We start from the raw sequence: 24926 nt of genomic DNA, 5'->3' as shown, positions 1-24926 counted from the left end.
CACAACTTAACAATAAGGCGGGTTTCCCCGCCTGCTGATTACTTTTCTGCGCCTTCGTTTTCCGGCTCTTCCAGCACTTCCATGGCCTCTTCCGGCGAACTTTGCGGCGGCGGCGCCTCGTGAACCCACACCGAGTAAAGCCGCCAAGAGACCGCCAGCACCACCGGGCCGATAAACAGGCCAATCATGCCGAAAGCGATAAGGCCGCCGATGACGCCGGAAAGGATAAGAATCATTGGAAGATCGGCGCCCATGCGGATAAGCACCGGCCGGATAAAGTTATCCAGCGTGCCGACCACGGCGCTCCAGGCCAGCAGCACCATGCCCCAGGTGGCGTCGCCGCTCCAGTAAAGCCAGATAATCGCCGGCACCAGCACCGGCAGCGGGCCAATCTGAATCAGGCTGGTGAGGATCATCACCACCGTCAACAGCGTGGCGTAAGGGATGCCGGACACAGCGAGGCCGACGCCGCCAAGAATGCCCTGCACCAGCGCAGTCACCACCACGCCGAGCGCCACGGCGCGGATTGCCTGCGCCGCCAGCAATACGGCCGCATCGCCGCGCCTTGAGGCGAGGCGGAAAGCGAAATGCCGGATACCGTTCGCGACCTGTTCGCCACGCCAGTAAAGCACAATGCTGAAAAGCAGCATCAGGCCAAGGTGCATCAGCAGTCTGCCGACATGCGCCGCCTGGCCGATAAACCAGCCGGTAGTGGTGCCGATATAGGGGCGCGCTTTCGCCATAATAGCGCTGCCGCCGCTGTCCAGCAGGTTATGCCAGCCCAGATAAAGCTTGCTGCCGACCATGGGAATGCTGTTAAGCCAGGCGAGATCGGGAAGCGCCATCTGGCCGGAACTCACCCATTTGATCACCGGCGCGCTGTTATCCACCACGCTGTTGACCAGCAGCGCTATCGGAATAACAAAAAGTAAAATGAGCAGCAATGTCATCACCAGCACTGCCAGCGAACGTCTGCCCCACAGCAGACTTTCAAGGCGCAGCAGCACCGGCCAGGTGGCGATCACCACCGTACCTGCCCAGGCGAAGCCAAGGATAAACGGCCTGACAATCCACAGGCAGGCGACAATCATCACCGTTAAAAACAGCACGGACAACAGAATCTGCGGCACGTCCATGGGCTGACGAAGTTTCAACATAAACCACATTCACCTTAATTAATGCGCCTTACGCCAGGCGCGAGCTGTGATGGCGCTTGCAGGCCCATCGGTATTTAAATGATGAAGTATTTCAGTGATTTTTGACAGACGGAAAGCGCTGCCAATTCTTACAGGCGTCCGCTAAAAAAATGTGATACAACCTTGAATGCACAACGCAAACGATAACTTCTTAACATCACCAACGTCAGGCAGGGTCAACGATTCATGATCCCACAGATTTCTCAGGCGCCAGGGCTTGTACAGCTGGTGCTCAATTTTTTGCAGGCACTGGAGCAGAAGGGTTTTACCGGCGATACCGCCACCAGCTATGCGGAACGCCTCACCATGGCGACCGACAACAGCGTTTACCAGCTTCTACCCGATGCCGTTCTTTTTCCCCGCTCAACCGCCGATGTCGCGCTGATAGCGCGGATCGCCGCCGAGCCCCGCTTTAAATCTCTGGTCTTTACCCCGCGCGGCGGCGGTACCGGCACTAACGGCCAGTCGCTCAACCAGGGCATCATCGTTGATATGTCGCGCCATATGAACCGCATTATTGAGATCAACCCGGAACAGGGGTGGGTGCGGGTTGAGGCGGGCGTTATCAAAGACCAGCTTAACGAGTTCCTTAAACCTTACGGCTATTTCTTCTCGCCGGAGCTGTCTACAAGCAACCGCGCCACGCTTGGCGGGATGATCAATACCGACGCCTCCGGGCAGGGGTCGCTGGTTTATGGCAAAACGTCCGATCACGTGATTGGGCTGCGGGCGGTGCTGTTGGGCGGCGATATTCTCGACACGCAGTCTATCGCCACGCCGCTTGCCGAAGCGCTGGGGCGCGACGCCACCGCCATCGGGCGTATCTATAAAACGGTGCTGGAGCGTTGTCGCGAACAGCGCCAGTTGATCCTCGATAAATTCCCTAAGCTTAACCGCTTCCTGACCGGTTACGACCTGCGCCACGTTTTCAACGACGATCTCAGCGAATTCGATCTCACGCGCATTCTTTGCGGCTCCGAAGGCACGCTCGCCTTTATTACCGAAGCGCGGCTTGATATCACGCCGCTGCCGAAAGTCCGCCAGCTGGTTAATGTGAAATATGACTCCTTCGACTCCGCGCTGCGAAACGCGCCTTTTATGGTCGAGGCGAAGGCGCTGTCGGTGGAAACGGTAGACTCGCGGGTGTTGAACCTGGCGCGGGAAGATATTGTCTGGCATTCGGTGCGCGAGCTGATCACCGATGTGCCGGATAAAGAGATGCTCGGGCTAAACATTGTGGAATTCGCGGGCGATGACGAAGCGCTGATTGAAAGCCGCGTGGCGGCGCTGTGCGAACGTCTGGATGCGCTGATGGCCGCAGGCGAAGGCGGCGTTATTGGCTGGCAGGTTTGTCGCGAACTGGCGGGCGTGGAGCGTATCTATGCCATGCGTAAAAAAGCGGTAGGACTGCTCGGCAACGCCAAAGGACTCGCCAAGCCGATCCCCTTTGCGGAAGACACCTGCGTGCCGCCAGAGCACCTTGCTGATTACATCGCTGAATTTCGCGCCTTGCTGGACGGCCACGGGCTGAGCTACGGCATGTTTGGTCATGTGGATGCGGGCGTGTTGCACGTTCGCCCGGCGCTGGATATGTGCGATCCGCAGCAGGAGATGCTAATGAAGCGCATCTCCGATGAAGTGGTTGAGCTCACCGCGCGCTATGGCGGGCTGCTGTGGGGCGAGCATGGCAAAGGCTTTCGCGCTGAATACAGTCCGGCCTTTTTTGGCGAAACGCTTTATAACGAACTACGCCGCATTAAAGCCGCCTTTGATCCGGACAACCGCCTGAACCCGGGGAAAATCTGTCCGCCGATGGGCGTTGACGCGCCGATGATGAAAGTGGATGCGGTGAAGCGCGGCACCTGGGACCGGCAAATTCCGCTCGCCGTGCGCACCTCATGGCGCGGCGCCATGGAGTGCAACGGCAACGGCCTGTGCTTTAATTTCGACGCGAAAAGCCCGATGTGCCCGTCGATGAAAATCACCAGCGATCGTATTCACTCGCCAAAAGGCCGCGCGACGCTTGTACGCGAGTGGCTGAGGCTGTTGTCCGATCGCGGCATAGATCCGTTAAAGCTTGAAAAAGCGCTGCCGGAGAAACGCGCCAGCCTGCGCACCCTGATTGCCCGCACGCGTAACAGCTGGCACGCCAACAAAGGCGAGTATGACTTCTCCCATGAGGTTAAAGAGGCGATGTCGGGCTGTCTTGCCTGTAAAGCCTGTTCAACCCAGTGTCCGATAAAAATCGACGTGCCGGAGTTCCGCTCGCGCTTTTTACAGCTCTACCACACCCGTTACCTGCGCCCGCTGCGCGACCATCTGGTGGCGACAGTGGAAAGCTACGCGCCGCTGATGGCCCGCGCGCCCAAAACGTTCAACTTCTTTATGAGCCAGCCGTGGGTGCGCAATTTTTCTGAAAAGCACATCGGCATGGTGGATCTGCCGCCGCTTTCCACGCCCACGCTTCAGCAGCAACTGGTGGGGAACCGCTCTGCCAATATGACGCTCGAGCAGCTGGAAAAGCTCTCTCAGGCGGCGCGGGAAAACACCGTGCTGGTGGTGCAGGACCCGTTCACCAGCTATTACGACGCCCAGGTAGTCGCGGATTTTGTGCGGCTGGTGGAAAAGCTCGGCTTCCAGCCGGTGGTGCTGCCGTTTTCGCCTAACGGCAAGGCGCAGCATATCAAAGGCTTTTTGCAACGCTTTGCCCGCACTGCGCAGAAAACGTCAGAGTTTTTAAACCGCGTGGCGGCGCTGGGTATGCCGATGGTAGGCGTCGACCCGGCGCTGGTGCTCTGTTATCGCGATGAGTACAAACAGACGCTGGGCGCGGAGCGCGGCGATTTTCACGTCATGCTGGTGCATGAATGGTTGCCCCAGGCGCTGGAAAAACGCGAGGCGCTGCCGGTCAGCGGCGAGCCGTGGTATCTCTTCGGTCACTGTACAGAGGTGACGGCGCTGCCCGGCGCGCCCGGCCAGTGGGCGCAAATTTTCGCCCGCTTCGGCGCGAAGCTTGAAAACGTGAATGTTGGCTGTTGCGGTATGGCGGGTACCTATGGCCATGAGGTGAAAAACCACGCGCGCTCGCTCGGCATTTACGAGCTCTCCTGGCACCAGGCGATGCAGCGCCTGCCGCGCAACCGCTGCCTCGCCACCGGCTATTCGTGCCGCAGCCAGGTGAAACGCATCGAGGGCAACGGCGTGCGTCATCCGTTGCAGGCGCTGCTGGAGTTTCTGCCATGATCTGGAAACGTACCGCCACGCTTGAAGCGCTTAACGCCATGGGGCAGGGCAATATGGTGGGGCTGCTCGATATTCGTTTTACGCGTCTTGGCGATGACGAACTGGAAGCGACAATGCCGGTAGACAGTCGCACCCATCAGCCTTTCGGCCTGCTGCACGGCGGCGCGTCCGTGGTGCTGGCGGAAACGCTTGGCTCGGTCGCAGGGTATCTGTGCACCGAAGGCGAACAGCAGGTGGTGGGGCTGGAAGTTAACGCCAACCATCTGCGTTCGGTGCGCAGCGGCCGGGTGCGCGGCGTCTGCCGGGCGCTTCACGCCGGGCGCCGTCATCAGGTCTGGCAGATAGAGATTTATGATGAGCAAAACAGGCTCTGCTGTAGCGCAAGGCTGACCACAGCAGTGGTGTGACTTCCTGTACCGCAAGAAAAAAGCGCCGCTAAGGCGCTTTTTTTATCAGTACTTTTTAACCAGGCGGTCGATTTTTTCCTGGTAATCTTGCGCATTACCCAGGCTGCTGCCCTGAACAATGCTTACCGAGAGAGAGTAGAGATTCACAAGCCGGTTCTGGCGGTCAAACTCGACGTACAAACGGTTGGACTGACCCGATTCGGTGCCGCTGGCGAGATTGTAAAGCGGAATATAGGATGACGCGTCGCGAGAGATTTCCGTGCTGCTGTAAATCCACAGGAGATTGCCATTATCGGCGAACGTGGCTTCGCGCGGCTGGCCCAGAAGCGTAACGACTTTGTTCTGGCTGTCGCCTTTATTAAGGCTGGCGAACGCGCTGTTTTTCACGTTAAGCGGATCTTTTTCGAAGTTATTTTTTTCACGGAAGTTGTTGGTGGTGATGGCGTGGTTCACCACGACATGATTGCTGTCGTAAGCCACAAACAGCGAGCGGTGCGCATAGGTGCCGCTGAGGCCATTCAGATGCCCCGTGTATTGCGCAAGCGCGTATTTTCCGTCCGGAAAGCTTTTCGCGCGCGTGCTGCGGTTCGCTGCTTTTTCCCCGAACGTTTTTTCGACATCCTGAAGCGTGCTTTTTCCGTCCACGATTTTTGCGCTGAGCTGCTGGTCGCTCTGGCTGTCATCCGCCAGCGTTTTATTTCCGTGGATCCATGCCGAACAGGAGGTGAGGGAGAGAGAAAATAGCGTAGCGGCTAATATTGCTTTAACTTTCATAAAGTTATCCATTCGTTTTGCTGGTAAAACAGGGCGTCCTCGCCGCAGCAACCGCGCGGGCCGCGCAGCTCAACCCTTCCTTTTGTTGATGCCAGAATCTACTGGCCGTTGAAGATATCGGCAAATTACCTCAATTCTTTAATCATTATCATGCTTAGATTTTGCATGACGCCAGCGCATGCCAGGCGGCGACCTGAAGTGTTACGGGGCAACGTATTGCCTGAAGGGTGGGCTATTTAATAAATAGGTATTTTCTATACAACTTTTTAACATGTGGCGCATCTAAAAAGGTATTAAGTTTTTAATTAATAATTTCATAGACTTATTAATGTTATTTACGGTCTGATCGCATTTCTGTGAGGGTCTATGCTTATTAAGTGTGCTCAAAAAGTGCCTTTTAGGGTAATACCCCTGATCCGCAGAGGTTGAAGTGATAATTATTATCACTAACATGGTGTTATCGCCTGAAAGGCAATCAATTGTGAGGTAGCGTGATGGAATTACATTCAGGAACCTTCAATCCCGCAGAATTTAGCTGGCAGGGTCTGACCATGACGGCGAGCGCTGCGGAGCATATCCGCTCGCTGATGGCGCAAAAACCGGGTCTGCTCGGCGTGCGTCTTGGCATTAAGCAGACCGGCTGCGCAGGCTTTGGTTATGTCCTTGATACCGTCAGCGAGCCGAAAGAGGACGATCTGGTCTATGAAAACGACGGGGCGCGTCTTTACGTGTCGCTCCAGGCGATGCCGTTTATTGATGGCACCGAAGTGGACTACGTGCGCGAAGGATTAAATCAGATATTCAAATTTAATAACCCGAAAGCGCAGCACGAATGCGGGTGCGGCGAAAGTTTTGGGGTTTAGGCGGTAACTTATGTCTCGTAATACTGAAGCAACTGACGATGTACAAACCTGGACCGGCGGCCACCTGAACTACAAAGAGGGCTTTTTCACCCGGTTGCAGACCGATGAGCTGGCGAAAGGCATCAACGAAGAGGTGGTGCGGGCGATTTCCGCCCGGCGCAACGAGCCTGACTGGATGCTGGAATTTCGCCTTAATGCTTATCACGCCTGGCTGGAGATGGAAGAGCCGCACTGGCTGCACGCCCATTACGATAAGCTGAATTATCAGGATTACAGCTATTACTCCGCGCCTTCCTGCGGCAACTGCGACGACAGTTGCGCTTCGCAGCCCGGCGCCGTGCAGCAGACCGGCAGCAATGCGTATCTGACCAACGAAGTGGAAGAGGCGTTTAACCAGCTTGGCGTGCCGGTGCGCGAAGGGAAAGAGGTGGCGGTGGATGCCATTTTCGACTCCGTATCCGTTGCCACAACCTACCGCGAAAAGCTGGCGGAGCAGGGCATTATTTTCTGCTCGTTCGGCGAAGCGATACATGACCACCCGGAACTGGTGAAGAAATACCTCGGCACCGTGGTGCCGTCGAACGATAACTTCTTCGCGGCGCTGAACGCGGCGGTGGCTTCCGACGGTACGTTTATCTACGTGCCGAAAGGGGTGCGCTGCCCGATGGAGCTTTCAACCTATTTTCGTATCAACGCTGAAAAGACCGGCCAGTTCGAGCGCACCATTCTGGTGGCGGATGAAGGCAGCTATGTGAGCTACATCGAAGGCTGCTCCGCGCCGGTACGCGACAGCTACCAGCTTCACGCGGCGGTGGTGGAAGTGATCATCCACAAAGATGCGGAAGTGAAATACTCCACGGTGCAGAACTGGTTCCCGGGCGATAACAATACCGGCGGCATCCTTAACTTCGTCACCAAGCGCGCGCTGTGCGAAGGCGAGAACAGCAAGATGTCCTGGACGCAGTCGGAAACCGGCTCGGCCATCACCTGGAAATACCCGAGCGTGATCCTGCGCGGCGACAACTCCATTGGCGAGTTCTACTCGGTGGCGCTGACCAGCGGTCATCAGCAGGCCGACACCGGCACCAAGATGATCCACATTGGTAAGAACACCAGGTCGACCATCATTTCCAAAGGGATTTCGGCAGGGCACAGCCAGAACAGCTATCGCGGGCTGGTGAAAATCATGCCGACGGCGACCAACGCCCGTAACTTCACCCAGTGCGACTCCATGTTGATTGGCGCAGACTGCGGCGCGCATACCTTCCCGTATGTGGAGTGTCGCAATAACAGCGCCCAGCTGGAGCATGAAGCGACCACCTCGCGCATTGGCGAAGATCAGCTCTTCTACTGCCTGCAACGCGGCATCAGCGAAGAAGATGCTATCTCCATGATTGTGAACGGTTTCTGTAAGGACGTCTTCTCCGAGCTGCCGCTGGAGTTCGCCGTTGAAGCACAAAAATTGTTGGCCATTAGCCTTGAGCACAGCGTCGGCTAAGGCGTAAGAAAGGATAAGACATGTTAAGCATTAAAAACTTACAGGTAAGCGTTGAAGATAAGCAGATCCTGCGCGGGCTGGATCTGGACGTTCGTCCGGGCGAGGTGCATGCCATCATGGGGCCGAACGGCTCTGGCAAAAGTACCCTCTCCGCCACCCTTGCCGGCCGCGAAGATTACGAAGTCACCGGCGGCGAAGTGCATTTCAAAGGCAAAGATCTGCTGGAGCTTTCTCCTGAAGAGCGCGCTGGCGAAGGGATCTTTATGGCTTTCCAGTATCCGGTAGAAATTCCGGGCGTCAGCAACCAGTTCTTCCTGCAAACGGCGCTTAACGCTGTGCGCAAGTATCGCGGCCAGGAAGAGCTTGATCGTTTTGACTTTCAGGATCTGATGGAAGAAAAAATCAAGCTGCTGAAGATGCCGGAAGATTTGCTCACTCGCTCCGTGAATGTGGGTTTCTCGGGCGGCGAGAAAAAGCGTAACGACATTCTGCAAATGGCGGTGCTGGAGCCGGAACTGTGCATTCTTGACGAGACGGACTCCGGGCTTGATATCGACGCGCTGAAAATTGTGGCGGATGGCGTTAACAGCCTGCGCGACGATAAGCGCTCTTTCGTTATCGTGACCCACTACCAGCGCATTCTTGATTACATCAAGCCGGATTACGTCCATGTGCTTTATCAGGGGCGGATCGTGAAGTCGGGCGATTTCACGCTGGTTAAACAGCTGGAGGAGCAGGGCTATGGCTGGCTTACAGAACAACAGTAACGCGCTGCAACAGTGGCACCGCCTGTTTGAAACGCAGGGCGGCGAGCGCTCTGAATATGCGCAGCAGCATCTCCAGCAGCTTTTGCGCGCAGGCCTGCCCACGCGCAAGCATGAACACTGGAAATATACGCCGCTGGAAGGGTTGCTGAACAACCAGTTTGCGCTGCCGCAGCCGCAGCCACTTAGCGAGGCGCAGCGCGAAGCGCTGGCGCTCAGCCTTGACGCGTTGCGCCTGGTGTTTATTGACGGCCGCTTCTCGCCGGAACTGAGCGATGACGTCAGCGCCAGCGGGTTCGACATTACCTTTGATGAAACGCGGGAAGGGCTGCCTGCGCCTATACAGCCAGAGGTGTTCCTGCACCTGACGGAAAGCCTCGCCAGCGCCGCGACCCGCATTCGCGTGGCCCGCAACCAGCGTCCGGCGAAGCCGCTGCTGCTGATGCATATCAGCCGTGGCAGTGAACGCGACGAAATGAATACGGCGCACTATCGTCATCATATCGAGCTTGCCGAAGGCGCGCAGGCGACGGTTATTGAGCATTACGTCAGCCTGGACGACAAACGTCACTTTACGGGCGCACGTTTTACCATGCAGGTTGCCGCCAACAGCCACCTTCATCACTACAAGCTGGCGTTTGAGAACCCGGCGAGCTACCACTTCGCCCATAACGATATCTGGCTTGGTCAGGATGCGGGCGCATACAGCAGCAGTTTTCTGTTAGGCGCAGGGGTTACGCGACACCATACCAGCACCCGGCTGGACGGCGAAAATACCACGCTTCGTATGAACAGCCTGGCGCTGCCGGTGAACAATGAAGTGTGCGACACCCGTACCTGGCTTGAGCACAACAAAGGCTATTGCAACAGCCGTCAGCTGCATAAAACCATTGTGCGCGACAAAGGCCGTGCGGTGTTCAACGGGCTGATTAAAGTGGCGCAACACGCCATCAAAACCGACGGGCAGATGACCAACAACAATCTGCTGCTCGGCAAGCTTGCGGAAGTGGACACCAAGCCGCAGCTGGAAATTTACGCCGATGACGTGAAATGCAGCCACGGCGCAACGGTGGGCCGTATCGACGATGAACAGATGTTCTACCTGCGCTCGCGCGGCATCGACGAAACGGCTGCCCAGCAGATGATCATTTACGCTTTCGCCGCTGAACTCACCGAGAGCATTCACGACGAAGCGCTGAAGCAGCAGGTGCTGGCGCGAATCGGCCAGCGCCTCGCAGGGGGCAAGGCATGAGTTTTTCCGTGGAGAAAGTACGCGCCGACTTTCCCGTTCTGGCGCGTGAAGTTAACGGTCAGCCGCTGGCTTACCTTGACAGCGCGGCCAGCGCGCAAAAGCCCAACGCGGTGATTGACGCCGAGGCGGATCTCTACCGCCACGGTTACGCCGCGGTGCATCGCGGCATTCATACGCTAAGCGCCGAGGCGACGCAGCGTATGGAAAACGTGCGCGCCCAGGCAGCGAAGTTTCTTAACGCACGTCTGCCGGAGGAGATTGTCTTTGTGCGCGGCACGACGGAGGGGATAAACCTGGTCGCTAACAGCTGGGGCAAAAGCCAGCTGCGCGCGGGCGATAACCTCGTCATCTCCACCATGGAGCATCACGCGAATATCGTGCCGTGGCAAATGTTGTGCGAACGCGCCAGCGCCGAGCTTCGCGTATTGCCCATCAACCAGGACGGCACGCTGCAAATGGATGCGCTGCCGGGCTTGCTTGACGAGCGCACGCAGCTGGTCGCGATTACCCATGTCTCAAACGTGCTGGGGACGGAAAACCCGGTAGCAGAGATTATCAGCGCCGCCCATGCCGTTGGGGCGAAGGTGCTGATTGACGGCGCGCAGGCGGTTATGCACCACGCCATCGACGTTCAGGCGCTGGATTGCGATTTCTATGTCTTCTCGGGCCACAAGCTTTATGGGCCGACGGGCATCGGCATTCTGTATGTTAAAGAGGCCATTTTGCAGGCGATGCCGCCGTGGGAAGGGGGCGGGTCGATGATTGCCCAGGTGAGCCTGACCGAAGGCACCACCTACGCCGCCGCGCCGTGGCGTTTTGAGGCCGGTACGCCTAATACTGCGGGCATTATCGGCCTTGGCGCGGCGATGGATTACGTGCAGGCGCTCGGCCTTGAAGAGATTGGCGATTATGAACGCTCGCTAATGCGTTATGCCCGGCAGCAGCTCAAAAACGTGCCTGACCTGACCGTCTACGGCCCGGATTCGCGGCTTGGCGTCGTCGCTTTTAATCTTGGCAAGCATCACGCCTACGACGTTGGCAGTTTCCTCGATAACTACGGGATCGCGGTGCGCACCGGACACCACTGCGCAATGCCATTAATGCACTTTTACGGCGTACCGGCCATGTGCCGGGCTTCGTTCGCTATGTACAATACCGAAGAAGAGGTGGACCGGCTGGTCGCCGGTCTCATCCGTATTCATCGTTTATTGGGTTAAAGGGAGAGAGGCATGGCAACGTTGCCGGATAAAGATAAGCTGCTGCGAAATTTCAGCCGCTGCGCCAACTGGGAGGAGAAATACCTCTACATCATCGAGCTGGGACAGCGATTGCCGCTGCTTGATGACGACGCGCATAATCCGCAGAACAGTATTTCAGGCTGTCAGAGCCAGGTCTGGATTGTAATGAACCAGCGCGAAGACGGCATTATCGAGCTGGCGGGCGACAGCGACGCCGCCATTGTAAAAGGGCTTATCGCTGTGGTTTTTTCGCTTTATCAGCAGATGACCGCGCAGGATATCGTCGCCTTTGACGTGCGCCCGTGGTTTGAGAAAATGTCGCTTACTCAGCACCTTACACCGTCCCGCTCGCAGGGGCTTGAAGCGATGATCCGCGCGATTCGCACTAAAGCCGCCAGTCTACGCTAAACTTATCAGAACAGCTTTCATCCTGTTACGCGGGGTAAGTCCTTTACCCCGCTTATCTTTCAGCATTCCGGCCTGCCGGTGAATACAGGAATTCAGTATGAAACGCGCGTTCTCTTTTTCTCTTATTTCATTAAGTCTTCTGGGCGCCGCTAACGTTTATGCGGTGGATTATCCTCTGCCGCCACCCGGCAGCCGTCTTATCGGCCAGCAGCAGATTTACACTGTGCCGAATGACGGAAAAAATCTGGAATCTATCGCCGAGAAATTTAATACCGGCGTGTTGCTGATGCTGGAGGCGAATAATACGGTTGATCCCTTCCTGCCAAAACCCGGCTCTGAACTGGTGATTCCTTCGCAAATGCTGCTTCCCGATACGCCGCGCGAAGGCATTGTGGTAAATCTGGCGGAGCTGCGGCTCTATTATTATCCGCCCGGCGAGAACCGCGTGGAAGTTTATCCGCTGGGCATCGGCCAGCAGGGGCGCGACACGCCCATCATGGTAACGCGGATTATCCAGAAAATCCCTAACCCGACCTGGACGCCAACGGCGGGCATTCGCGCCCGTTCGCTGGCGCAGGGTATTAAACTGCCTGCGGTTATCCCGGCAGGGCCGAATAACCCGCTGGGACGTTATGCGCTGCGTCTGGAGCAGGGCGGAGGGGAATACCTTATCCACGGCACTAACGCGCGTCGCAGCATCGGCATGCGGGTGAGTTCCGGCTGCATGCGCATGCGCGCAGAAGACATCAAGTCGCTTTTCAGCCAGGTGGAGTGGGGCACTCGCGTGCAGATTATCAATGAACCGGTGAAATACTCGCAGGAACCGGACGGCAAGCGTTATGTGGAGGTGCATCAGCCGCTTTCGCAGAACGACTGGGATAACCCGCAGACGATGCCCATCGCCATTAATGCCAGCTTCGGCAGGTTTATTGATGATGCAGGTACAGACACCATGGCCGTTGATAATGCGATAACGCGTCGCGCAGGCGTGCCGGTGGTGGTCAGCGCGATGCAGAGCGCGCCGCAGCTTGCCGCGCCGGTCAATAACATGCAAAGCGTTAAGGCAACGGTACACCCGGCGCCTGTCACGCAGGCGGAAGGCACGCCGGTGGTCAGCACGCAAAGTGTGACGGTTGTGCAGTAACTGTTTTAGTAGAAGGGGCAGGAAGCAGGAAAAGCGAAGGCAAACCAGAGGCAAAAAAAATGGCGCACAGTGTGCGCCATTTTTCAATCAAGCTACTATTACTTGCGGTATTTAGTAGCCTGGTTGTCCAGACGCTGGTTAGCGCGAGCTGCGTCGTCTTTAGCAGCCTGAACGTCAGAACGCATTGCGTTCACGTCGTTGCTCAGCTGGTCAACTTTAGCGTTCAGAGTCTGAACGTCAGAAGACAGCTGATCGATTTTAGCGTTGCTGGAGCAACCAGCCAGCAGAGTAGAACCCAGGATTACCGCGCCCAGTACCAGTTTAGTACGATTCATTATTAATACCCTCTAGATTGAGTTAATCTCCATGTAGCGTTACAAGTATTACACAAACTTTTTTGGGTTGAGAATATTTTTTTGATGGGAATACACCTAATTTTGATCGTTCGCTCAAAGAAACACCGACTTTACCCGGTGAGTTAAAAAAACTCAGAGAAAACAGGGCAGTTTCATCGGATTCTTCTTAGATAAATGCGCGGTTAGCCTGCACGTTAATAGTTAAATATTGTTTGAGTTTTTATTAAAGGCGTCGCAGCGGGCAAATAAAAAAAGGCGCCTTGCGGCGCCTTCTTAAACGAAATAATAAAGTGAAATATTATTACAGCACGTGCACAGAAGCCGTGTTGGTGGTGCCGCTCGGTACCAGCGCGCCGGATACCATCACCACGATATCGCCTTTATTCGCCAGACCGCTTGAAAGCGCCACTTCTTTGCCCAGGCGATAGAAATCATCAGTAGAGGCGATCTCTTTTACCAGCTGCGCGATAACGCCTTTGCTCAGCACCAGCTGACGCGCCGTTTGCTCGTTAGTGGTCAGCGCCAGAATGGTCGCGTTCGGGAAGTATTTACGAACGGACTTAGCAGATTTACCGCCCTGGGTGGCAACGACGATAAGCGGCGCTTCCAGTTTTTCTGCGGTTTCCACCGCACCGCGGCAAACCGCTTCAGTGATACGCAGCTTGCGGCTGTCGTTGTTGTAATCCAGGCGGCTGGTCATAACGCGGTCGGTGCGTTCGCAGATGGTCGCCATAATGGTTACCGCTTCCAGCGGGTATTTGCCTTTGGCGGATTCGCCTGAAAGCATGACCGCATCGGTGCCGTCCAGAATGGCGTTCGCCACGTCGCCCGCTTCCGCACGGGTCGGGCGCGGGTTTTTGATCATGGAGTCGAGCATCTGGGTCGCGGTGATAACCACTTTACGCGCGCGAATACATTTTTCGATCATCATCTTCTGCGCGAAGATAACTTCTTCAACCGGGATCTCTACGCCCAGGTCGCCGCGGGCAACCATGATGCCGTCAGACGCTTCGAGGATTTCGTCGAAGTTGTTCAGGCCTTCCTGGTTTTCGATTTTGGAGATGATCTGAATGTTTTCGCCGCCGTGCGCTTTCAGGTGCTGGCGAATTTCTTCAACGTCTGAGCGCTTACGAATAAAGGAAGCGGCGACAAAGTCGACGCCCTGCTCGCAACCAAAAATCAGGTCCTGCTTGTCTTTTTCCGCCAGTGCCGGCAGCGCAATGGAAACGCCCGGCAGGTTAACGCCTTTGTTTTCGCCGAGGTCGCCGTTGTTCAGCACCTTACAGATAACTTTGTTGCCTTCGATAGCCGTCACTTCCATGCCGATCAGGCCGTCATCCACCAGAACGGTGTTGCCCACGTTCAGGTCGCTGGTGAAGCCTTCATAAGTGACTGCGACGGTTTCGCTGTTGCCGATCACGGATTTATCCGTGGTGAAGGTAAAGGTCTGGCCTGCTTTCAGCGAAACGTCATTGCCGCCTTCCAGCTTAATGGTGCGAATTTCCGGGCCTTTGGTGTCCAGAAGAATGGCGGCTTTCTTGCCGGTTTTTTCCATTACGTTACGCAGGTTCTGGATGCGCTGGCCGTGCTCAGCATAGTCACCATGGGAGAAGTTCAGACGCATAACGTTCATGCCCGCGTCGAGCATTTTGGTCAGCATCTCTTCGGATTCGGTTTTCGGGCCGATGGTGCAAACAATTTTCGTCTTTTTCATGACAGTCTTAATCTTTTAGTTGATGAAGGATAGGAAAAATGCGTTCCCGCGGCGCGCTCGCCGTGGCGTGTGAATCTGTTTCGCTCATCTGGCAATGCCACAGCCTAATAAGAATAGGTGACATAAACCAGGCGTGCAGGGGAAAGTGTGCTTGCGCTTCAGCGAGCCGGGATAAGCCTGTTGGTTTGTTTGGGTTATGGCAGTCCAATGCGCTGAAACCATTCAAGATAAAGTGGCCGCATTATAACTTCCATAGCGGGATAAAGGAATTGAAAACGCTGTTTCAAAATACAAATCAGCGAATGACTCTCCTTCTGTTACCCAACCGTTAAAGAGCCATTAAGAAAGCGTTGGTTGCCAAATGCCGCATCAACGGCTTTGTAAAAGAGTTTGCGCGCCTGCCGCGTCCTGTTTTTTTTGCTGATTAATTATTAGCCTTATTATGCTGCGACCTGTTTCTGCTATTAACGCCTGAAAAGAGGGACTCCTCCCACTAAAAATTGGGGGGAAGATAAGTTACCGGCAGATAATAACCTGACTGACGCAATTAATTGCAGCGTTATAAAGGTGAATTAAACTTGTACAAATATCACTAACGCGCACAACTTTTACTATTTATCTTTAGGTTTCATTCTTATTGCAATAAATATGAATATCTGAGTGAGCTTTCTTTGCGGCATGGGATATATTCTATAACGTGACGAAAGTGTGATTTTTAAAAATGATTTTAGTTAAGGATATTCTTAAAATTAAGAAACCGCTTACCGCTTAACTTGTTGTTATTAAAGCAATTAATAAATATTACCAAAAATGGTAGTAATTTTAAGTCATTGAAAAACAAATCATTTAACAAACGGTAAGAATTTGCAATAAATTATCCCCTCACTACACTTAAGCCAGCTTTTCGCGTGGTTAATGGATGAACAATAGCAGGAATAAATAACATTCCGGATAAAGACATCCGGAGAATGGCTTCTGCCTGATTTCCATATTTTAAGCCAGAGCGTTGTTTAAAAGATTTGCTGAGTATGAAGGAAGGTAGGGTGATGACGAATTCCGCATCTGCCAGTAATGGCCACGCTTTTATATTGCCCCCGGAACGACCAACACAACAGGGGCCGGAAGGCATTTTATTTGATTTCAACGACGGGGCGCGTTTGTTATTACCGCAGGGCGACTGGCGAGTAGAAATAAGCGACGACGAAACGGGAAATGTGCTTTTCGCCAATGATGTTATTCAGGGCTGGGTCATTAGCACGAAAAAATACTTTGTGCCTTTTCGGTTACGCGTCTGGCGCAAAGGCGAGGAAAACCCGGTTCTCGATCACGCGCTCGATATGCGCGGCAAACAGGTTCTGATCTCATTTCCAACGGGCACGCTTGGCGATCTGGTGGGCTGGGTGCCTTATGCCGAGCGTTTTCGCAAAACATGGGATTGCCAGACAGACTGCACGCTGGCGCAGCCGATCCTGGAGCTTTTTCAGCCTGTTTATCCCGGGCTTCATTTCTTTACCCCGCAGGCGTGGCAGGCAGAGCGCGGCGAAAATAACTCACTTTACGCCACCTTCCGCGTCGGGCTCTTTTTTCACGGCGACCTTGACCGCCAGCCTTATGACTTTCGCCAGGTCGGTCTGCATCGCACCGCTGGGCATATTCTCGGCGTCGACCCGGACGAAATTATTCCCGACCTGCGCACGCATTCCGCGCGCCAGATAACCGAGCCCTATGTTTGCATCGCGACGCAGTCCACAAGCCAGGCCAAGTTCTGGAACAACGGCAGCGGCTGGCAGGAAGTGATCGATTTTCTCAAGGCGGAAGGCTACCGCGTTATCTGTATCGACAAGGAGAAAGTCGTGGGGCGTGGCTACATCTGGAACAAAATTCCCCACGGCGCGGAAGATTTCACCGGCAGCCTTCCGCTGCGCGAACGCGTAGCGCTGCTTGAGCACGCCGACTTTTTTATCGGCCTTGGCAGCGGTCTCTCCTGGCTTGCCTGGGCAAGCCGTATCCCGGTTGTGCTGATAAGCGGTTTTAGCCTGCCAAACAGCGAATTTTATACCCCCTGGCGCGTCATCAACACCCACGTCTGTAACGGGTGCTGGGATGACGTGCGGCTTGATTTCGACCATCAGGACTATTTCTGGTGTCCGCGCCACAAAGGCACGGACCGGCAGTACGAGTGCACGCGTTTTATTACCGGCAAGCAGGTTATCGGCCAACTACGTCGGCTGATCGCACTGCGAAGCAATCCTTTAGACATCAAAACAACAGCATTGGCAGACCCCGATCAGCACGCCGCCTGACGGCCGATGAAACGGGTCCCCGAGGACATTAACATGAAGAAAAGTCTTAACTGTAGCTACCGGCTGGTATGGAGTGAAGTGCAGCGCGCTTTTGTCGTGGTATCAGAGTTAACCCGGGCGAAAGGCAAGCGCGCCAGCGGCGCGGTGCTTATCTCAGCCGCGGTAGGCACCACGCTCGCCAGTTCCGCCGCGCTGGCCTTCACCACGGATGTCACATCCTCGATAAGCGATGAAGTGGTGCTGGGCGGTACGCAAAACGTACTGACTGGCGGCACCACCACCAACCACCTGATTTCAGACCAGGGCATTCAAATTATCGCAGGCGGTCAGGCGCAACAGACCACCCTTGATAACGGCGGCGTGCAGATCGTGCGCCAGCAGGGAAGCGCCACCGACACCACCATCAACAATGGCACCCAGTGGGTGGAGAGCGATGGCCTGGCGAGCAAAACGACTATCCTCAGCGGCGGCGTACAGAGCGTAGCCGGTACGGCTGACGCCTCGGTCGTGGGTGACGGCGGAGAACAACATATTCTGGCAGGGGGAACCGGCACCGGCACCATCATCAACAACGGCGGCACCCAGTCAGTGGACGGCACGGCGATTTCCGCCGTAGTTAACGACGGCGGTCATCAGATAGTGGAAAGCGGCGGCTTCGCCCGCAGCACCACAGTGACGGATGGCGGCGTGCAGTATGTGAGCGCGGGCGGTTCCTCTTCCGATGGCCGTATTTTCAGCGGCGGCATCCAGCAGGTTTCGGGCAGCGCGTCCGGCACCAGCGTTAACGAGGGGGGCACGCAACAGGTACAACTGGGCGGCCAGGCTCGCGATGCGCAAATCAACAGCGGCGGCACCCAGGCGGTGGAAGGCACCGCCACGTCGGCAGTCGTTAAAGCAGGCGGCACGCAGCTTGTGCAAAATGGCGGCCTTGCCAACGGCACCCAGGTAAACAGCGGCGGGTTGCAGCATATCAACGTCGGCGGCGCTTCGGCAGACGCCCATCTCTTCGGCGGCACGCAACTGCTGGAAGGGACCGCATCCAACACGCAGATCGATGCAGGCGCGGTGCAGCAGATTCAGGCGACCGGCAAATCCGATGATGCTGAAGTTAACAGCGGCGGCCTGCAAAATGTCGGCGGTACCGCAAACTCCGCGACAGTTAAATCTGGCGGCACCCAGCTTGTTCAGAGCGGCGGCCATGCCAACAGCACCGTAGTCCGCGAGGGCGGCGTCCAGGATGTGAAGCTGGGCGGCGCGGCTTCAGGCTCCGTACTGCTGGGCGGCGTACAGGAGCTGGCAGGTACTGCGGGCGATACCATTATCGGCAACGGCGGGGTGCAGCATGTGCAGCTGGGCGCGAACGCCAGCGGTTCGTTAATCAACGAAGGCGGTTTGCAGCGTGTGGAAGGCACCGCCATCTCTGCGGTAGTAAACACGGGCGGCACGCAACTGGTTGAGGATCAGGGCCTTTCCGTGAGCGCCGTCGTCAACAGCGGCGGTCTCCAGCATGTCAGCGTCGGCGGCGCCGCTTCCGACACCGCCGTTTTCGGCGGCGGCAACCAGGTAGTCGCGGGCACCACCACCGGCACGCATCTGAATGATGGCGGCGCGCAGTTAGTTCAGCAGACCGGCAAATCAACCGGCGCGATCATCAACAACCGCGGCACCCAGACGGTGGATGGCCAGGCCATTTCTGCTGTAGTAAACGAAGGCGGTACGCAGCTGGTGCACAGCGGCGGGCTTGCCAGCAGCACCACGGTTAACAACGGCGGCTTGCAGCATATTGATGTAGGCGGCGCGTCCACTGACGGGCGCATCTTCAGCGGCGGCACCCAGGTTGTTGCCGGCACCGCGTCCGGCACCAGCGTTAACGCAGGCGGTACGCAACAGGTTCAGCAGACCGGTAAAGCCATCAACGCCATCATTAACAGCGGCGGCACGCAGGCGGTAGACGGCCTGGCTCTCTCTGCGGTCGTCAACGACGGCGGCGTACAACTGATTCACCGCGACGGCGTGGCGGCAGGCACCATTGTTAACGCCGGCGGGCTTGAACATATCAATGAAGGCGGCGCCTCTTCCGACGGCATTCTGTTCGGCGGCACGCAAATTGTTGAAGGTACCGCTTCCAGCACGCTTATCAACACTGGCGGCGTGCAGCAGATCCACGCTACCGGGAAAGTGACCGACGCAACCATTAACAGCGGCGGCAAGCAGGATGTGGACGGCGCCGCGACGGGCACGACCATCAACGATGGCGGCATCCAGCAGGTGCGCAGCGGCGGGCTTGCCACCGGCACCGTGGTAAACACCGGCGGTATTCAGGATGTGCTGGCAGGCGGCGCCGCCGCCGCGGCGACGCTGCTTGGCGGCATTCAGGAGCTGGCCGGCGTGGCGGCCGACACCATTATCGGCGCAGGCGGCGTGCAGCATGTGCAGGTGGGCGGCAGCGCCACCGGCTCGCTCATCAATGAAGGCGGTTTGCAGCGTGTTGACGGCACGGCAACGTCCTCTGTCGTTAATAATGGCGGCACGCAGTTAGTTAACAGCGGCGGCCTGGCGGCGGGATCTATCGTCAACAGCGGCGGGCTTCAGCATATCAATGAAGGCGGCGCGGCCTCGGACGGGCGCATTTTCAGCGGCGGCACCCAGGTAGTGGCGGGTACCGCTTCCGGCACCAGCATTAACGAAGGCGGCACCCAGCAGGTTCAGCAGACCGGTAAAGCGACCGACACCATCATCAACAGCGGCGGCACGCAGGCGGTAGACGGTTCGGCCATTTCCGCGGTGGTAAACGACGGCGGCGTGCAGTTAGTGCATGCAGGCGGCCTGGCTGCCGGCTCGCTGGTGAACAGCGGCGGCCTGCAACACATCAACGAAGGCGGCGCGGCTTCCGACGGGCTGCTGGCAGGCGGCACGCAGGTGGTTGAAGGCACCGCTTCCGGCACTATCGTTAATGCAGGCGGCGCGCAGCAGGTTCACGTTACCGGGCAAACCACAGGCACGCACGTGAACAGCGGCGGCTTGCAGAATGTCGACGGTACGGCCAACGGCTCCATTATCAACGACGGCGGTCTGCAACTGCTGCAAAGCGGCTCTCACGCCAACAATACCCAGGTGAACAGCGGCGGCATCCAGTCGGTACGGGCGGGGGCGGCGGCATCCGGCTCGCTTCTGCTTGGCGGCATTCAGCGCGTGGCGGGTCTGGCGGGCGGCACCGTTATCGGCCAGAACGGCGTACAGCATGTGATGACGGGCGGCAGCGCCAGCGGTTCGCTTATCAACCAGGGCGGCTTGCAGCGCGTTGACGGCACGGCAACCTCTTCTGTCGTTAACAACGGCGGCGTGCAACTGGTGAACAGCGGCGGTCTGGCGGCAGGCTCCATCGTTAACAGCGGCGGCCTGCAACACATCAACCTGGGCGGCGCGGCTTCCGATGGCACCATTTTCGGCGGCGGCCAGCAGGTCGTGGCGGGCACCGCGTCCGGCACCAGCGTCAGCGACGGCGGCGTGCAGCTGGTGCAGACCAGCGGCAAAACCACCGGCACCAAAGTCAACAGCGGCGGCACCCAGGCGGTGGATGGCACGGCTGTCGCCTCCGTGCTGAATAATGGCGGCGTGCAGCTGGTGAACAACGGCGGTCTGGCAACCCGCTCCATTGTCAACAGCGGCGGTCTCCAGCACATTAAACAGGGCGGCGCTTCCTCTGACGGCACGATTTTCAGCGGCGGTCGTCAGGTTGTGGAAGGCACCGCGTCCGGCACCAGCATCAGCGACGGCGGCACACAGCTGGTGATGACGACCGGTAAAGCCAATAACACCCAAATCAACAGCGGCGGCACCCAGAGCGTCGATGGCGCTGCTATCTCCGCCGTCGTCAGCGACGGCGGCGTGCAGCTGGTCAATCGCGGCGGTCTGGCGGCCAGCACCACCGTCAACAGCGGCGGGCTTCAGCACATCAGCGTGGGCGGCGCGGCCTCTGACGGCACCGTTTTCGGCGGCGGCAAACAGGTGGTGGAAGGCACGGCTTCCGGCACCAGCCTGAGCGATGGCGGCACCCAGCTGGTTACCACCAGCGGTAAAGCGACCGGCACTATCATTAACAACCGCGGCACGCAGAGCGTGGACGGCGCGGCGGTCTCCGCGGTAGTGAATGACGGCGGCCTGCAAATGGTCAACCTCGGCGGCCTGGCGGCGGGCACCCTCGTTAAGAACGGCGGCGTGCAGCATATCAGCCTCGGCGGCGCGGCCTCCGACGGCACGGTCTTTAGCGGCGGCACACAGCTGGTGGAAGGCACGGCCTCTGGCACCAGCATCAGCGATGGCGGCGTACAGCTGGTTATGACGAGCGGCCAGGCGCGCGGTACGCTGGTCAACAGCGGCGGCCTGCAACACGTGGATGGCCTTTCTGATGCCGCCGTGATCAACAACGGCGGCCAGCAGGTGGTCAACCCGTATGGCTGGTCACGTAATACGGTCATCAACGCGGGCGGCAAGCAAACCGTCAGCAGCGCAGGGGCGGCTATCTCTACCGTCATGAACGGCGGCGAGCAAAACATCAACAATGGCGCGAAAGCCATTGATACCCGCATGCTTGGCGGCACGCAGAATGTGGGCGATGGCGGTTACGCCAGCGGTACGCTCATCAACCGCGGCGCAGTGCAAAACCTCAATTCCGGCGGCGAAACGCTGCAAACCTTCGTTTTTGAAGGCGGCGTTCAGAACGTAATGGCGGGCGGGTTTGCTGATGTAACCCAGGTCAACGGCGGTCTGCAAACCGTGGAAGGGCGCGCTCGCGGCACCTCTCTGCTGAACGGAGGGCGCCAGTCGGTGCTGGCCGACGGGCTGGCGGAGATGACCGCCATCGGCGAAGGCGGCATCCAGGACGTTTCCGGTACAGCGTCGCAGACCCGTATCGCCAGCGGCGGTCAGCAGATCGTGAATAGCGGCGCGGATGTGCGGACTACCCTGATTGAAAGCGGCGGCAACCAGACCGTCTTTGACGGCGGCCAGGTCACGGATACGTCCATTCTCGGCGGCATCCAGTACCTGGCAGGCGGCGCCAGCGCCATCGATACGCTGCTTGATAACGGCGGCACCCAGAACATCGCCGCAGGCGCAACGGCGCTTGGCGCTTCTGTCAGCAACGGCGCGCGCCAGAATGTCGCCGGCAGCGCAACGGATGCGGTTGTGGCGGCAGGCGGGGCGCAAAACGTCAACCGCGGCGGCGTGGCAACCTCTACCGTGCTCAACAGCGGCGGCGTGCAGAATATCTTTAACGGCGGCTCTTCTTACCTCGCTGAAGTTAACGAAGGCGGCATTCAAAACGTTCTGACTGGCGGTACGGCGGTCAGCACCACGCTGAATACGGGCGGCACGCAGAACGTAAACAGCGGCGGTACCGTTATTTCTACCGTCATCAGGGCGGGCGGCATCCAGAACGTGAACGACGGCGCTATCGTTGTCGATAACATCGTGGCGGGGGATCAGGTCGTGAACGCGGGCGGCGAAGTGGCGTCTTCCACCGTCAGCGAAAACGGCACCCAGAGCGTCACCTTCGGCGGCACGGCGGTTTCCACCACCGTCAGCGCTGGCGGCGCGCAGAAGGTGCAAGAGGGCGGCATGGTCAACCTCACCGCCGTTGAACAGGGCGGGATGCTGGCGCTGGCAAGCGGCGCAACCGCCACCAACATCATGCTGAACAGCGGCGCGGCGCTGGTGGCTACCACCGATGTCACCGCAGATGGCGAAAGCGACAATGGCGCCTTCTCCATCGCCGATAAGCTTGCCGACAGCCTGCTGCTGGAAAACGGCGGTTCGCTGGGGGTAGGCGCTGACGGCACGGCGAACAACACCACCGTCAACGCGGGCGGCAGCCTGAACGTCACGGCGGGCGGCACCCTGACCGGCTTGACCGAACTCAACGACGGCGCAACCTTAACAGGCGATGTGAACAACGCAGGCATTCTGAGCATCACTGCCGATACCACCGACAGCAGCTACAACGGCGCGCTGACCGGCACCGGCAGCCTGTATAAAGAGGGCGACGGTCAGCTGACCTTAAGCGGCGTGCTTAACCAGACAGGCGGCACTTATCTGCAAGCCGGTACGCTGGTCTTTAGCGGCCTACAGGCAGTGACCGATATCGTGGCGCAGCTCGGCACCTCTTTGCAACTGACCAACGGCACCGCGCTGACCGGTATTATCGACCCGACTGACCTGACGATTGACGCAGGCTCCAGCTGGCTGATGACGGGCGACTCGCTGCTCAATACCCTGACGCTTGGCGGCTCTATTGACTACCAGGCGCCGACCGGGGCGTTTGTACCGAAAACCCTGACGGTAACGAACCTGGTGGGTAACGGCGGCACCATTACGCTGAATACGCTCTTTGCAGGCGACGCAGCGGTAACCGACAGCCTGATCATTGACGGCGGCGCCGCTACCGGCAACACCCGGCTGGCTATCCGCAACCTGGGCGGCCTTGGCGCCAGCACCACCGGCGAAGGCATTCAGGTCGTTAACGCCATTAACGGCGCCACTACCGCAGACGACGCCTTCAGCATGGCGGGCGCGTTGCAGGCGGGTGCTTATAACTACACCCTGCGTCAGGGGACGGCAGATGAAAGCTGGTATCTGACCACGGCGGCGACAGACGCGGGTGAGAGCGGGGCGCAGAACTACCGTTCTGCCGTCTATCTCTACAACTCGCTCTTTGCGCAGGCGATGGACTACGACAGCGCGCTGCTCGGCTCGCTCGACAGCCGTCGTTACGCGGCTCGCGCAGCGACTGAAAGCGGCAGCAACATGTGGGCGCGTTTCCAGGCAGGCCAGTTGAGCCACGACCATGGCAGCGACGACCTGCGCAGCGGCAATACGCCAGACAGCAAAGGCGGCTATACCTTCCTGCAAATTGGTAGCGATCTCTGGCAGAACGCCGACAGTGCCATGGCGCTGAGCGTGGGGATCTACGGCGCGGCGGGTCTTTCGAAAGTAGACGTGCAGCGTGAGAACGACTCCAAAGCGGGGACGGTGAAAGATGACGCTTACAGCGGCGGTCTCTATTTCAACGGCGTGCATGAAAGCGGCTGGTGGTTCGACGTAGTCGCCCAGGGCACGCGCCATAACTTCGAGACCGACCCGCGCGACGGCGACGGCATGAAGACGCATGGCTGGGGCTATGTCGGCTCCTTCGAAACCGGTCTGCCGTTTGAGGTGGGCGCGGGGCTGGTGCTGGAACCGCAGTTGCAGTACCAGTATCGCGGCGTGGATTTGAAAGACGGCAGCGATGACGCGGCGGACGTTTCGTTTGGCGATGCTCACAGCCAGCAGGTGCGCGCAGGTCTGCGTTTTGGCAACAACGCAACGCTGAAAACAACGGCTAACCCGCCGCCGGTAAGCTGGTGGGTGCGTCCGTCCTTTATCCAGACCTTCGACTCGAAAGGCGATCTGAGCGTCAGCGCGCCGGGCGTGGTCAACAGTGAGGCGAGCTTCAGCCCGGATCAGGACGGCACTGCCGCCGCGCTGGATGTGGGCCTGGATGGGCAAATCCGCGACAACGTGACCTTAGGGGTGCGCGCGGGTTATACCCAGACGCTGGACGACGCCGGCACCGGCGGCTACGGCGGTCAGGTAACGCTGAAAATCAGCTTCTGATAAAAAGCTGTTGCAATAAGTGGTCAGAAACCGCGCCCGAAAAGGCGCGGTTTTTTTATTTGCGGCGCAGGGGTTCTGTGCCAGCACTCTGGCGGTCCTGCCTTCTGGCGCGC

The 24926-nt window shown here is 57.9% G+C and carries 16 protein-coding genes; 11 read left to right on the top strand and 5 right to left on the bottom strand.

From position 1 onward, the window contains the following. Positions 1-38 precede the first annotated feature (38 nt). The gene (gene ydiK, locus DW56_RS18280) at positions 39-1157 is read right to left on the bottom strand and encodes an AI-2E family transporter YdiK (RefSeq protein WP_029590147.1); all 1119 of its coding nucleotides are present in this window, start codon (positions 1155-1157) and stop codon (positions 39-41) included. Positions 1158-1382: 225 nt separating this feature from the next. Here ydiK and ydiJ point away from each other — a divergent pair, with 225 nt between their 5' ends. After that, positions 1383-4439 (top strand): D-2-hydroxyglutarate dehydrogenase YdiJ, encoded by a 3057-nt coding sequence (ydiJ, locus tag DW56_RS18275; protein ID WP_024562263.1) that lies wholly within the window; start codon positions 1383-1385, stop codon positions 4437-4439. Beyond that, positions 4436-4846 carry a 1,4-dihydroxy-2-naphthoyl-CoA hydrolase gene (menI, locus tag DW56_RS18270; RefSeq protein ID WP_024554748.1) on the top strand — a complete coding sequence of 137 codons (411 nt, stop codon included), beginning with the start codon at positions 4436-4438 and terminating at the stop codon, positions 4844-4846. Before ydiJ ends, menI begins: the two co-directional genes overlap by 4 nt. A 45-nt stretch (positions 4847-4891) precedes the next feature. Here menI and DW56_RS18265 read toward each other — a convergent pair whose 3' ends face one another. Then, entirely contained in the window at positions 4892-5620 is a 729-nt protein-coding gene (locus tag DW56_RS18265; RefSeq protein WP_029697518.1) for a hypothetical protein, read from the bottom strand. A gap of 494 nt (positions 5621-6114) precedes the next feature. On the opposite strand from DW56_RS18265, the gene sufA reads away from it, so the two are divergent. From sufA to ldtE, 7 genes are all read left to right on the top strand, one after another. Further along, positions 6115-6483, top strand: coding sequence for a Fe-S cluster assembly scaffold SufA (gene sufA / locus DW56_RS18260; RefSeq protein WP_024554746.1), 369 nt, complete (start codon positions 6115-6117; stop codon positions 6481-6483). 10 nt (positions 6484-6493) lie between these two features. Then, positions 6494-7981, top strand: a complete 1488-nt coding sequence (gene sufB / locus DW56_RS18255; protein ID WP_024554745.1) for a Fe-S cluster assembly protein SufB — start codon at positions 6494-6496, stop codon at positions 7979-7981. A gap of 20 nt (positions 7982-8001) precedes the next feature. Beyond that, entirely contained in the window at positions 8002-8748 is a 747-nt protein-coding gene (sufC, locus tag DW56_RS18250) for a Fe-S cluster assembly ATPase SufC (protein WP_024554744.1), read from the top strand. Beyond that, positions 8723-9997, top strand: coding sequence for a Fe-S cluster assembly protein SufD (gene sufD, locus DW56_RS18245; RefSeq protein WP_024554743.1), 1275 nt, complete (start codon positions 8723-8725; stop codon positions 9995-9997). Before sufC ends, sufD begins: the two co-directional genes overlap by 26 nt. Beyond that, positions 9994-11214, top strand: coding sequence for a cysteine desulfurase SufS (gene sufS, locus DW56_RS18240; RefSeq protein ID WP_024554742.1), 1221 nt, complete (start codon positions 9994-9996; stop codon positions 11212-11214). Before sufD ends, sufS begins: the two co-directional genes overlap by 4 nt. A 12-nt stretch (positions 11215-11226) precedes the next feature. Beyond that, positions 11227-11643, top strand: coding sequence for a cysteine desulfuration protein SufE (gene sufE, locus DW56_RS18235; RefSeq protein WP_024554741.1), 417 nt, complete (start codon positions 11227-11229; stop codon positions 11641-11643). A gap of 97 nt (positions 11644-11740) precedes the next feature. Continuing rightward, entirely contained in the window at positions 11741-12787 is a 1047-nt protein-coding gene (gene ldtE / locus DW56_RS18230; protein ID WP_024554740.1) for a L,D-transpeptidase LdtE, read from the top strand. Between the two features lie 98 nt (positions 12788-12885). Here ldtE and lpp read toward each other — a convergent pair whose 3' ends face one another. The 3 genes from lpp to ynhH all read right to left on the bottom strand — a co-directional run bounded on the left by lpp (position 12886) and on the right by ynhH (position 15065). Further along, positions 12886-13122: a murein lipoprotein Lpp gene (gene lpp, locus DW56_RS18225; RefSeq protein ID WP_001082307.1), complete on the bottom strand. Its 237-nt coding sequence runs from the start codon at positions 13120-13122 to the stop codon at positions 12886-12888. A gap of 322 nt (positions 13123-13444) precedes the next feature. Then, a complete protein-coding gene (pykF, locus tag DW56_RS18220) occupies positions 13445-14857 on the bottom strand; it encodes a pyruvate kinase PykF (RefSeq protein ID WP_024554739.1) in 1413 nt (470 codons plus the stop codon). A gap of 7 nt (positions 14858-14864) precedes the next feature. Beyond that, positions 14865-15065, bottom strand: a complete 201-nt coding sequence (ynhH, locus tag DW56_RS23240) for a protein YnhH (RefSeq protein ID WP_422652284.1) — start codon at positions 15063-15065, stop codon at positions 14865-14867. 838 nt (positions 15066-15903) lie between these two features. Between ynhH and DW56_RS18210 the strand changes: the two genes are divergently transcribed. Together DW56_RS18210 and DW56_RS18205 are read left to right on the top strand one after the other, a co-directional pair. Beyond that, positions 15904-17160, top strand: coding sequence for an autotransporter strand-loop-strand O-heptosyltransferase (locus DW56_RS18210; RefSeq protein WP_024554737.1), 1257 nt, complete (start codon positions 15904-15906; stop codon positions 17158-17160). A gap of 33 nt (positions 17161-17193) precedes the next feature. After that, the gene (locus DW56_RS18205) at positions 17194-24813 is read left to right on the top strand and encodes an AIDA repeat-containing protein (RefSeq protein WP_029590141.1); all 7620 of its coding nucleotides are present in this window, start codon (positions 17194-17196) and stop codon (positions 24811-24813) included. Positions 24814-24926: the final 113 nt, after the last annotated feature.

Origin of the sequence: Franconibacter helveticus LMG 23732 (assembly GCF_000463115.2) — a bacterium.
Lineage (GTDB): Bacteria > Pseudomonadota > Gammaproteobacteria > Enterobacterales > Enterobacteriaceae > Franconibacter > Franconibacter helveticus.
The sequence above is the reverse complement of the archived record's forward strand: the minus strand, read 5'-3'. Positions and strand labels throughout refer to the sequence as shown.

Bases quoted from the DNA above. Each gene is read 5' to 3' on its own strand.
- ydiK (WP_029590147.1), bottom strand. From the start codon at position 1,157: ATGTTGAAACTTCGTCAGCCCATGGACGTGCCGCAGATTCTGTTGTCC.
- ydiJ (WP_024562263.1), top strand. From the start codon at position 1,383: ATGATCCCACAGATTTCTCAGGCGCCAGGGCTTGTACAGCTGGTGCTC.
- menI (WP_024554748.1), top strand. From the start codon at position 4,436: ATGATCTGGAAACGTACCGCCACGCTTGAAGCGCTTAACGCCATGGGG.
- DW56_RS18265 (WP_029697518.1), bottom strand. From the start codon at position 5,620: ATGAAAGTTAAAGCAATATTAGCCGCTACGCTATTTTCTCTCTCCCTC.
- sufA (WP_024554746.1), top strand. From the start codon at position 6,115: ATGGAATTACATTCAGGAACCTTCAATCCCGCAGAATTTAGCTGGCAG.
- sufB (WP_024554745.1), top strand. From the start codon at position 6,494: ATGTCTCGTAATACTGAAGCAACTGACGATGTACAAACCTGGACCGGC.
- sufC (WP_024554744.1), top strand. From the start codon at position 8,002: ATGTTAAGCATTAAAAACTTACAGGTAAGCGTTGAAGATAAGCAGATC.
- sufD (WP_024554743.1), top strand. From the start codon at position 8,723: ATGGCTGGCTTACAGAACAACAGTAACGCGCTGCAACAGTGGCACCGC.
- sufS (WP_024554742.1), top strand. From the start codon at position 9,994: ATGAGTTTTTCCGTGGAGAAAGTACGCGCCGACTTTCCCGTTCTGGCG.
- sufE (WP_024554741.1), top strand. From the start codon at position 11,227: ATGGCAACGTTGCCGGATAAAGATAAGCTGCTGCGAAATTTCAGCCGC.
- ldtE (WP_024554740.1), top strand. From the start codon at position 11,741: ATGAAACGCGCGTTCTCTTTTTCTCTTATTTCATTAAGTCTTCTGGGC.
- lpp (WP_001082307.1), bottom strand. From the start codon at position 13,122: ATGAATCGTACTAAACTGGTACTGGGCGCGGTAATCCTGGGTTCTACT.
- pykF (WP_024554739.1), bottom strand. From the start codon at position 14,857: ATGAAAAAGACGAAAATTGTTTGCACCATCGGCCCGAAAACCGAATCC.
- DW56_RS18210 (WP_024554737.1), top strand. From the start codon at position 15,904: ATGACGAATTCCGCATCTGCCAGTAATGGCCACGCTTTTATATTGCCC.
- DW56_RS18205 (WP_029590141.1), top strand. From the start codon at position 17,194: ATGAAGAAAAGTCTTAACTGTAGCTACCGGCTGGTATGGAGTGAAGTG.